The sequence below is a fragment of the Psychromonas hadalis ATCC BAA-638 genome (assembly GCF_000420245.1).
GTDB classification, from domain to species: Bacteria; Pseudomonadota; Gammaproteobacteria; order Enterobacterales; family Psychromonadaceae; genus Psychromonas; species Psychromonas hadalis.
Window position 1 is genome coordinate 1 of sequence record NZ_ATUO01000141.1, and the last position, 9,145, is coordinate 9,145.

The window sequence follows — 9,145 nt, forward strand, 5'->3', positions numbered from 1 at the left end:
TCCATAAATTCAATTTGTTGTATCACTTTAGCGCGAACAAAGCTGTTGGATGTTAGGCCTAGTTTTTTCTTGAAAGTGTAGAAGCTAGACGTTGATAAGTGATGTTGTTGACAGTAATCTGAAATAGTTAACCCACTGGTTTGTTGATTTTTTACTAGGGTCTGCCATTGTGTTTCGTTGCGCGTTATTTTCATTGTTATTTCCTTTTATTTGACTTGAAAATAACATAACTGAGATCAGAAATTAGATGAAGGTGTGGTTGCCCTGACGCTTACGATTAACCAATTATCTGATGAGATGAATAACATCCATGAGTTGCAATACACTCAGCATGAAAAACTCACAATACAACTTAACAAACTACAAATGTACAATAACTCTCTGAGGGAGCTACTTAATTTACAAAATAGTAGCAATCACAACAATCAACAAACAACGGCGCAATACTGGGCACTATTATTATCAAATATCGATGCGTTCAAAGAAGCACAAATTAATAACAACCTAATCATTGATAACTTTAAAAGCGTTCAACAGAGCGCAGATAAACTGTATAACCTACTAGAAAATATTGAAGAGGTCGCTTCTAAAACAGAAGCGTTAGCACAAAAAGCGACCATAGATGCAATTCGTTCAGGTAAAAAAAATGAGCAATTTACGCTTACAGCTAATCAAATAACTCACTTTGCAAAGAAAACAGTCAATGATATTGCGTCAGTATCTCCCGTTGTTAAACAGCTAAAAACGAAACTTAATGCCACTTCTGTTGCATTTAAAGAGATACAAATACAACTTGAACATTCACAAATGCAATCACCACAATCAAACCAATTAATTGAAGTTTTATCCACGGAAATTAATAAACAACAACAGATAGACATTAAATTAACAGAGCATAATAAACAGTACCAATTCCAACTAGATAGCTTATATAAAGCGCTAGATGATAGCTTATTATTAATAAAAGAGAGTGCAACTAAGACAGATGAAAATAAACTCTTTGCACAAGAATTGAATAAAGTCTCTACGCAACTTGGACAATTATCCCACAAATTCAAGGTAGACAAGAAAAAAGATAGAGCGCGTAAAGGCAACGATAAACGCACATTTCCACGTATCAACAATCAGATAAAAGTTTCACTACAACAAGCTGATAAGTGTATTGAGGGGCTAACACAAGATCTCAGCTTATCTGGGCTACAGATAAAGTCGATGCAATCGGTCACTTTTAATCATCGTACTCCTGTCTCTTTTAACATCACTTTACCCAGTGATAGCCATGAATACGCCACACAAGTTATCACACTACTCGGTGATGTTGTTCATCATGAGCAACAGGAAGGAGCTTTCTTTTATGGTATACGTTTTCACCCACTCAATGCGTTAGATAAGAAAAAATTACAGCAAATTTTTGATTACTTTGAAAAAACCTCAGAGTTTAAAAGCTAACCTGAGTTCAGATTAATGGTGCTGTTGCTGAATATTAATAAATGTAATAAACCTCTAATACCATTCCGCTTAATATAATGATCAGGTTTTACGCAGGGTAAATGACTAAGGTCAAGGCGCATGATTGAATAATAGCCGGCTATTGCGATTGAATGCAACGCAGATATTAGTCATTTAAACCAGTAAAAACGATCAGTTACTTAGGCGGATTGGTATATACCCAGTGCTGAAATGTTGTGATCATCGGGCCAAATTTAGAAATGAATAGCAGGCGATTCTGAGTCAATTTAACGAAGATAGACGCAAAAATAGCAAGCGTCGCTTATCCAGAATTCAGGTTAACTACGCAATTGTAGTGTCACTAATACAATACCATGATCGGTACTCTCACCATCACGCTCAAAAATAGGGTTGATAAGGTGACGATCATAGGTTGCGCAATCATTCACCGAAAAAGTACTCTTATTGTATGTTGCATCAAACTCGCAAGAGAGCAGGATATAATCAAGCACTGAACTGGTTTCTCCAAAATAGTGACTTGCCTTGCGTTTTTCTCCCTGATAACGGTCACTTGCTTGAAACAGATCCCAACTATCATGCAAACAATACTTTTCTAAAAAGGCTTGTTTATCAAACTTCGAAACAAAACGCAGATCATCGGTTAAGAGGTGACTAAGTATGCCGTCGCAGAGGTTGTTATTAAAATCCCCCATTAATAACATCGGTTTAGCTGTTTCCACTTTGCGTTTTATCATCTCAACCATTAACAAACTGGCTTCACTACCACGTTGAATACTCGATGCCCAACCACCAGCAACATTGGCTTTTAGTGATTCAATAATATTTTCTTCACCTGATAAAACTTTATTTTCTATATGCTCAAAGGAGGCTCTTTTAGATTTAAAGTGCACCACATAACAATCACATTCACCAATATGAGGAAGGTCAATGGTGGCACGTAATATCTTTCGGCTAAAACGAAAGTTCTCTGCAAGTCCCATTTCAGTGGCCAGTTTTTTGTCCAAAGAAACGGCCGAAACCTCACGAATAGGATAACGTGATGCGATAGCCACCACCGGTTTTGAACAGATAAAATCATCCTCCATTTTGCATTCATCTATAACGGAAAAATAATCATACCCTGACGCTTTCACTAATATTTGTAAAGTGTCAGGGCTAAATACCTCCTGAAAACCAACCACATCAGGCTGAAATTCATCTAAATAAGCACGGATCCAATTCTGTTTTTTCTGCCATTGTTCTGCACTATAGATACGCTCAAACTCATAAAAAGCCAAGGGAGGCTCAAGGTAGTTAAACAGGTTAAAGGTGGCTATTTTAAGCGTGCTATTAGGGATATTGGCGATATTCAATTTATCTTCTTTTTACTGAGTTTCTGTGATGTTCATTTTAACCCATTCCGGGTTGTAATAACTATCTAAATAACGATCACCCCCATCACAGAGCAGCGTTACAATTGAGCCTCTTTCTCCTTTTTGTTGCATCTCTTTCGCCAGTTTTAATACACCCACCATGTTCGTGCCTGTACTTGGACCTACTTTGCGACCCAAGACTGTCTCTAGCCATAACATGGTTTGCACTGATTCAGTGTCAACCACCTTTATCATGCGATCAATCAGTGAGGCAATAAAAGAGGGTTCAACACGTGGACGGCCAATCCCTTCTATTTTGCTACCCTGTTGGCAAATCAGCTGTTGCTCTCCTGTTTGGAAATAATCAAAAAACACCGAATTTTCAGGGTCAACCACCACTAATTCACTGTTTAATTGGTGATAACGAATGTAGCGACCAATCGTTGCACTTGTGCCACCAGTTCCCGCACTAACGACCACATATTTAGGGACGGGATGGGTCTCTAATAACATCTGTTTAAAGATAGAATCAGCAATATTATTATTGCCACGCCAGTCTGTCGCACGTTCGGCATAAGTAAATTGATCCATATAATAACCACTTAGCTCTTTTGCTAACTTTTCAGACTCTGCATAGATCATCTCAGTCGACTCAACCAGATGGCACTCCCCACCGTAATTATTGATGAGATAAACTTTTTCATGACTGGTATTTTTCGCCATGACTGCGATAAATCTTAGCCCCAATAAACGCGCAAAATAAGCCTCTGAGATAGCAGTACTACCAGAAGATGCTTCAATAACAGTGGTATCTTGATTAATTTTACCATTACACAACGCATACAAAAAAAGTGAGCGTGCTAAACGATGTTTAAGGCTACCTGTGGGGTGAGTGCTTTCATCTTTTAGATATATATCAACCCCTGAAAATTCAGGCAGTGCTAATTTAATTAAGTGTGTGTCTGCACTACGCTGGTAATCTGCTTGAATCAGTGCGATTGCTTTATTGACCCATTGACGTTGTTTGTTCATGGTTATTGCTCCTTTGTGATGCAACAAGTATAAAGAACAACAAGCAGAATTTTACTCCTATTTTGCTAACAAACATTGCCTAAAAAGAAAATTAACCTTATATTTAGCTTATAATTAGAATAATAATCTACAGGTAATATATGGATAAAATAGACAAACAAATATTGTCACTTTTACAGCAAGATTGTTCATTATCACTGCAACAACTTGCTGAACAATTACACCTTACGACCACACCCTGTTGGAACCGTATTAAACGCTTAGAAAATGAAGGTTTCATCAAACAACGTGTTGCACTGCTTAATGCTGAAAAAGTGGGATTAGAGTTGATCGCGTTTGTACAGATTAAAACCCAACAACATTCTGAAAGCTGGTTTGAAGCGTTTGTTTTACAGGTAAAGGGCTTTTCACAAGTGATGGAATTTTATCGTATGGCGGGGGAATATGATTATATGCTCAAGGTGTTAGTCAAAGATATGCGCAGTTATGATCAATTTTATAAAACACTGGTTAACAATGTCAGCGGGTTAACCGATGTAAATTCTAGCTTTGCGATGCAACAACTTAAATACACCACAGAGCTACCGTTATAAAACTATTTTTTAGTCGTTAAAGCAGGCGTTGTGAACTGAATACCCGCCCACCCATTGATCATAAATTGGCGGATATTTTGGTGATCATCCGCGGTTGGATGTTGCAAAACATCGTCACGGTAATAGAGGCCAAAACAGGCTAACGTCTGCGACTCGTTTAAGTTTTGTAACTGCGCAAACGCAAACAGTTTACACGAGCCTGAGTTTTGACCCGCTTCATTTTGTTGCTTGCCATTAGTAAAATGAGTTTCTGCGAAAAGATAGTTTGCTTCAATCACCGCCATGGTATCGGTAAATTCAATACTTTCAGGGGCTGTATTTAACTTTTCTAAAAATTTATTAACCAACATATATTTTCCTTATTTAAAGAGGTCTAATCAAAATAGATGGTTTTGTTTTGAGGTAGATTTTCAGCACTGACGCTTTCGCCTTTAATACACTTCTCTTCATCAACCCACTCCCCTAAATCGATAAGCTGACAACGTTTACTACAAAATGGCCGATGTAAGCTCTCTTTCACCCATTGCACCTCTTTTTTACAGGTTGGACAATTTACTTTCATATTTTTACTTTCCATTTTTTAATTGAACATTGTGAATTCAGAACTAGCAACAGATCTGTTTAAATTCGATATTTTTTGAGAGGTGATGTTCAATATCCGCACTCATAAAACGCACTGAGTACCTGTTTTTATGACCACTTATCATGGGATAAACAGCCAACGAAATATCTACCTCAACACTAACAAAACAACTATTTTCCACAGCGCCCTGGTAGAAACCATTTACCGCAGTTTGTGTTGAAACACTGCCCTGAGAGCGTTTTATTTTCAAGAAGAGTAACAGCGCTTTTTGCAATGCATCAAAAGGGCTAAGCCATACGTCTGCATCTTTACGCTGTTTTTCAGCGTTTTCTGCTAACCAAAAATGATATTGGGGCAGGTCAAAGTTGCAACTTCCACTCGGTATGCAAAAACGCTGTTTTAAAGAACTCAAAAAACGGTTAGTTTTAAAATAGCGTAACTGTTTAGGCATCGCTAATAATGCTTCTGTTAATGACGCTATCTCTACTAAAAGAGAGGATACTGCTTGATGATCCACCTCATCATGCTTTAACCACACCTTCATCTGATCCGATAACAGACGTAGGTCTTTAACCAAATCATGGCGAATATCACAACGCTCATTAAGCTCCAACAGCTCAAATAAAGATTTAAAGAAAACTGTTATTTCACTTTCATTGGTAAACTGTTTGCTTTTAATAATTTGCAGAAAGAGAAACTCAAAACGTAAATAACTGCGCATCTTTTCATTTAGTGGGTATTCAAATGTGATCATATTGGTCATTTTTATCTCATTTAATCAATTATTGGCTATTGTAACGCTCGAAGTTGTTTATCTAAAGCAATAACCGAACTTTCTAACTGCGTGAGTGAAACCCCATTATTATCTATCACAAAGTTAGCTTTTTTTAAGCGATGCTCACGACTAATTTGACTGTTTATAATCGCTTTTATTTGTGCTTCAGTGGTATTGTCACGACTTGTCGCACGCGCTATTTGCAACGGTTCATCTATATCCACCACCACCACCTGATCGCAATAAGATTGAAGTCCATTTTCAAACAGCAGTGGCGCTTCTAATATCACATAATCACTTTTTGCCTGCGCAAGTTGCACTAACATCTCGGCGCGAATAAGCGGATGTAACAGATTATTTAACCACGCTTTTTTCTGTATATCCGTAAAGATAATTTGACGCAATTTACTGCGATTTAACTCACCCTTATGCAGGATATCCAAACCAAAATATTTGCTGATGTTAAGCAGTGCAGGTTGTCCTTTTTGTACCACTAAACGCGCAACAATATCGGCATCAACCACCTCGATGTTTAACCCTTTAAAGAGATTAGCCACAGTTGATTTCCCACTGCCAATCCCCCCTGTTAACCCTATGATTAAACTCATCACCTTCCCTCAACTTGTGTTTCAATCATTTTATAAGAGTTATGTTATTAAATCTTAACTTCATGCTAAAATTAATTTTTATTTTGTCTTTTATATTATTGCTTGGGAAAAATCATGGTTGAAAAAGAGATTTCAGAAAGTGTTAGAATTGCTTTGCATGAAGATTTAAATGGTTTGTCACCTGCTGAAGGAGATATTACCGCCAATTTAATTCCTGAGGATAAACAGGCGAAGGCGATTGTGATCACCCGTGAAGATGCTGTTTTTTGTGGTCAAGCATGGACACAAGAGGTATTTAGACAGTTAGGTGATAACGTAAAAATTACTTGGCATGTGAAAGATGGTGACTTTGTTAAAGCCAATACGACCCTGTTTACACTTGAGGGTTGTGCACGTACGCTGTTAACAGGCGAACGTAGTGCGCTGAATTTTATTCAAACGCTGTCAGGTATCGCAACCCGTGTTAAACAGTATATGGATCTGATCCGCGATACCCGTTGTAAGCTACTTGATACCCGTAAAACCTTGCCCGGTTTACGTAACGCATCGAAATATGCGGTATTATGTGGGGGTGGTTTTAATCACCGTTTGGGGTTATTTGATGCTTATTTGATTAAAGAGAACCATATTTTAGCCTGTGGCGGTATTAAACAAGCGATTGAGATGGCCAATCAACAACATCCTGAACGCTGGGTTGAAGTTGAAGTTGAAAGCCTCGATGAACTCAAACAAGCCCTCAATGCAGGCGCACAACGTGTGATGTTAGACAACTTTACCGTGCCAATGATGATTGAAGCCGTGCAGATAAACAAAAATAATGACCATACTGCGGACTTAGAAGTGTCAGGTAATGTCACTACCAGCACCATTTTAACCTACGCAAGTACCGGTGTTGATTATATCTCTGTAGGGGCGTTAACGAAACATATAAACGCCATCGACTTATCAATGCGTTTTGTTGATTAGCTTGTTTCTACTTTAAAATTGGAATAAATTGCAACTTCGATAAAACTTCCTAGACTATTAGAATACTAGGGAGTTTTTATGCCACTTATTCTACTATTTTTACTCTTATTCTCCCCATTATTACAAGCAGCCCCTCCTCCAATCCAACTTGCTACAAAATTCCATGAAGATATTATTATTAACCACTATTGGGTCAGTGAAAAACTCGATGGTGTACGTGGTTATTGGGATGGTAAACAGCTTCTTTCTCGTCAAGGTAATTATTTTCCAGCGCCAACATGGTTTACAGCTGATTTTCCTAATGTGCCACTTGATGGTGAATTATGGATAAAACGAGGACAATTTGAACAAGTTTCAGGGATTGTACGTTCACATAAAGGAGATCCACAGGCTTGGCAAGCGATCACTTTTAGGGTGTTTGACCTACCTAGTTCACTGGCCACTTTTACACAACGTTTAACAGTGATCAAGCAGTTAGTCGACAGTAGCGCCTCTCCCTATTTAAAGATGATTCCACAGCAAAAAATATCCACTCATCAAGCATTGCAATCAAAGCTTGATGAAGTGATTGCTGCCGGCGGAGAGGGCTTAATGTTGCACCATATCAACGCTTACTATCAAGTGAAACGCAGTGCAGATTTAATGAAACTAAAACGTCATGAGGACGCTGAGGCAATCATTTTAGGGCATATTGCAGGAAAAGGAAAACATACAGGCCGAATGGGGGCATTATTGGTTAAAACGCTTGATGGCATTACTTTTAAAATAGGCACTGGATTTACAGACAATGAGCGCGAAAATCCCCCTCAAATTGGTGATATCATCACCTTTAAATATATCGGAAAAACTAAAAATAATGTACCACGTTTTGCCAGTTACCTGCGTATTAGAGTTAAAGCCTCTCCTTAATAAGCAGACCAAGAATAATATGGCAAGCATGATTTAATGACGCTGAGAGGTCTCTTTTTTCACTCAGTGCAGATAACTGCTCAAAATAGATTTTATACTCCATGATCACCTCTGTAGCCATCAGATCAGTGCCACCCGCAGAGAGACAGATCTCTCTGATGAGAGGCTCAATTTTTTTGAAATTATCTAAACGATCACAAAGGTAGATAATATTATTCATAAGCGCTCCTGCTTAAACTATAGCTTAGCGATCACTTTTTTATTAGCGTCAGGGAAATCATAATCAGCAAGATCTGATTTGCTCACCCATTTTAATGGTTGCCCCTCTTTGCCTACTTTACCTATGACGCTACCTGTAAAACCTTCAATAAGATAAAAATATAGATTAAGCTGTTTATCACCATAGTCAAAAAACAGTTTTTCAAAAAGTTGATACTCAGTTGCTATTAATCCAACCTCTTCAAATAACTCTCTTAACATCGCTTGCTCAGGCGTTTCATCGGCTTCTACTTTTCCCCCCGGAAACTCCCATTTCCCACCTTGATGGACATCATCAGAGCGCAAGGTGATCAGGTAGTTATCTTGCTCATTTTTCACAATCGCAATACTAATATCAATCATTTTCATCATTTTACTCTTTTAAGGGCAAAAAAAATGACTCAAAAGAGCCATTTTATTTTTTAGCACAGTAATTAAGCGTTTAATTTACCGTGACACTGTTTGAATTTTTGCCAGATCCACATGGGCAAGGCTCGTTACGACCTACTTTACGCGCTCCACGTACAAAAGGATCTGCCACGCTTTTATCATCAGCAGTTTGCTCACCATTTGAAGCTCCTGCATGTAACATCTCACGT

Annotated in this window: 13 protein-coding genes and 1 pseudogene; 4 read left to right on the forward strand and 10 right to left on the reverse strand. The window is 38.1% G+C overall.

Annotation, left to right across the window (positions count from 1 at the left end; all coding sequences use genetic code 11):
* The coding region (gene tnpA / locus G322_RS0114810) for an IS66 family insertion sequence element accessory protein TnpA (RefSeq protein WP_022942523.1) at positions 1 to 194 on the reverse strand (194 nt) is incomplete at its 3' end.
* 61 nt (positions 195 to 255) lie between these two features.
* Between tnpA and G322_RS0114815 the strand changes: the two genes are divergently transcribed.
* A complete protein-coding gene (locus tag G322_RS0114815; RefSeq protein ID WP_022942524.1) occupies positions 256 to 1,449 on the forward strand; it encodes a PilZ domain-containing protein in 1,194 nt (397 codons plus the stop codon).
* A gap of 338 nt (positions 1,450 to 1,787) precedes the next feature.
* Here G322_RS0114815 and G322_RS0114820 read toward each other — a convergent pair whose 3' ends face one another.
* A complete protein-coding gene (locus G322_RS0114820) occupies positions 1,788 to 2,822 on the reverse strand; it encodes an endonuclease/exonuclease/phosphatase family protein (protein WP_022942525.1) in 1,035 nt (344 codons plus the stop codon).
* A 12-nt stretch (positions 2,823 to 2,834) separates the two neighbouring features.
* Positions 2,835 to 3,854, reverse strand: coding sequence for a PLP-dependent cysteine synthase family protein (locus G322_RS20980; protein WP_022942526.1), 1,020 nt, complete (start codon positions 3,852 to 3,854; stop codon positions 2,835 to 2,837).
* A gap of 140 nt (positions 3,855 to 3,994) precedes the next feature.
* Here G322_RS20980 and G322_RS0114830 point away from each other — a divergent pair, with 140 nt between their 5' ends.
* A complete protein-coding gene (locus G322_RS0114830; RefSeq protein ID WP_022942527.1) occupies positions 3,995 to 4,447 on the forward strand; it encodes an Lrp/AsnC family transcriptional regulator in 453 nt (150 codons plus the stop codon).
* A 2-nt stretch (positions 4,448 to 4,449) separates the two neighbouring features.
* Here the strand turns inward: G322_RS0114830 and G322_RS0114835 are convergent, their stop codons facing one another.
* The 4 genes from G322_RS0114835 to coaE are packed head-to-tail and all read right to left on the reverse strand — an operon-like array spanning position 4,450 to position 6,413.
* A complete protein-coding gene (locus G322_RS0114835; RefSeq protein WP_022942528.1) occupies positions 4,450 to 4,797 on the reverse strand; it encodes a HopJ type III effector protein in 348 nt (115 codons plus the stop codon).
* Positions 4,798 to 4,820: 23 nt separating this feature from the next.
* Positions 4,821 to 5,024 (reverse strand): DNA gyrase inhibitor YacG, encoded by a 204-nt coding sequence (yacG, locus tag G322_RS0114840; RefSeq protein ID WP_281166527.1) that lies wholly within the window; start codon positions 5,022 to 5,024, stop codon positions 4,821 to 4,823.
* A gap of 28 nt (positions 5,025 to 5,052) precedes the next feature.
* Positions 5,053 to 5,793, reverse strand: a complete 741-nt coding sequence (gene zapD / locus G322_RS0114845; RefSeq protein WP_022942530.1) for a cell division protein ZapD — start codon at positions 5,791 to 5,793, stop codon at positions 5,053 to 5,055.
* 26 nt (positions 5,794 to 5,819) lie between these two features.
* Complete coding sequence (coaE, locus tag G322_RS0114850) at positions 5,820 to 6,413, reverse strand: dephospho-CoA kinase (protein WP_022942531.1); 594 nt, start codon at positions 6,411 to 6,413, stop codon at positions 5,820 to 5,822.
* 114 nt (positions 6,414 to 6,527) lie between these two features.
* Here coaE and nadC point away from each other — a divergent pair, with 114 nt between their 5' ends.
* Positions 6,528 to 7,379 (forward strand): carboxylating nicotinate-nucleotide diphosphorylase, encoded by an 852-nt coding sequence (gene nadC / locus G322_RS0114855; protein WP_022942532.1) that lies wholly within the window; start codon positions 6,528 to 6,530, stop codon positions 7,377 to 7,379.
* 78 nt (positions 7,380 to 7,457) lie between these two features.
* A complete protein-coding gene (locus G322_RS0114860; RefSeq protein ID WP_022942533.1) occupies positions 7,458 to 8,288 on the forward strand; it encodes a DNA ligase in 831 nt (276 codons plus the stop codon).
* On the opposite strand, the gene G322_RS0114865 is transcribed toward G322_RS0114860, so the two are convergent.
* From G322_RS0114865 to G322_RS22910, 3 genes and pseudogenes are all read right to left on the reverse strand, one after another.
* Complete coding sequence (locus G322_RS0114865) at positions 8,272 to 8,508, reverse strand: hypothetical protein (protein ID WP_022942534.1); 237 nt, start codon at positions 8,506 to 8,508, stop codon at positions 8,272 to 8,274. The genes G322_RS0114860 and G322_RS0114865 overlap by 17 nt on opposite strands.
* A gap of 17 nt (positions 8,509 to 8,525) precedes the next feature.
* The gene (gene mutT, locus G322_RS0114870) at positions 8,526 to 8,918 is read right to left on the reverse strand and encodes an 8-oxo-dGTP diphosphatase MutT (protein WP_033422197.1); all 393 of its coding nucleotides are present in this window, start codon (positions 8,916 to 8,918) and stop codon (positions 8,526 to 8,528) included.
* Between the two features lie 62 nt (positions 8,919 to 8,980).
* Positions 8,981 to 9,145, reverse strand: a pseudogene (locus G322_RS22910) (SEC-C metal-binding domain-containing protein); the annotation flags it as partial.

What these genes read in the sequence shown, in the direction of transcription:
- G322_RS20980 (WP_022942526.1), bottom strand. Translation starts at nt 3,854, where the DNA reads ATGAACAAACAACGTCAATGGGTCAATAAAGCAATCGCACTGATTCAA.
- G322_RS0114830 (WP_022942527.1), top strand. Translation starts at nt 3,995, where the DNA reads ATGGATAAAATAGACAAACAAATATTGTCACTTTTACAGCAAGATTGT.
- G322_RS0114835 (WP_022942528.1), bottom strand. Translation starts at nt 4,797, where the DNA reads ATGTTGGTTAATAAATTTTTAGAAAAGTTAAATACAGCCCCTGAAAGT.
- yacG (WP_281166527.1), bottom strand. Translation starts at nt 5,024, where the DNA reads ATGGAAAGTAAAAATATGAAAGTAAATTGTCCAACCTGTAAAAAAGAG.
- zapD (WP_022942530.1), bottom strand. Translation starts at nt 5,793, where the DNA reads ATGACCAATATGATCACATTTGAATACCCACTAAATGAAAAGATGCGC.
- coaE (WP_022942531.1), bottom strand. Translation starts at nt 6,413, where the DNA reads ATGAGTTTAATCATAGGGTTAACAGGGGGGATTGGCAGTGGGAAATCA.
- nadC (WP_022942532.1), top strand. Translation starts at nt 6,528, where the DNA reads ATGGTTGAAAAAGAGATTTCAGAAAGTGTTAGAATTGCTTTGCATGAA.
- G322_RS0114860 (WP_022942533.1), top strand. Translation starts at nt 7,458, where the DNA reads ATGCCACTTATTCTACTATTTTTACTCTTATTCTCCCCATTATTACAA.
- G322_RS0114865 (WP_022942534.1), bottom strand. Translation starts at nt 8,508, where the DNA reads ATGAATAATATTATCTACCTTTGTGATCGTTTAGATAATTTCAAAAAA.
- mutT (WP_033422197.1), bottom strand. Translation starts at nt 8,918, where the DNA reads ATGATGAAAATGATTGATATTAGTATTGCGATTGTGAAAAATGAGCAA.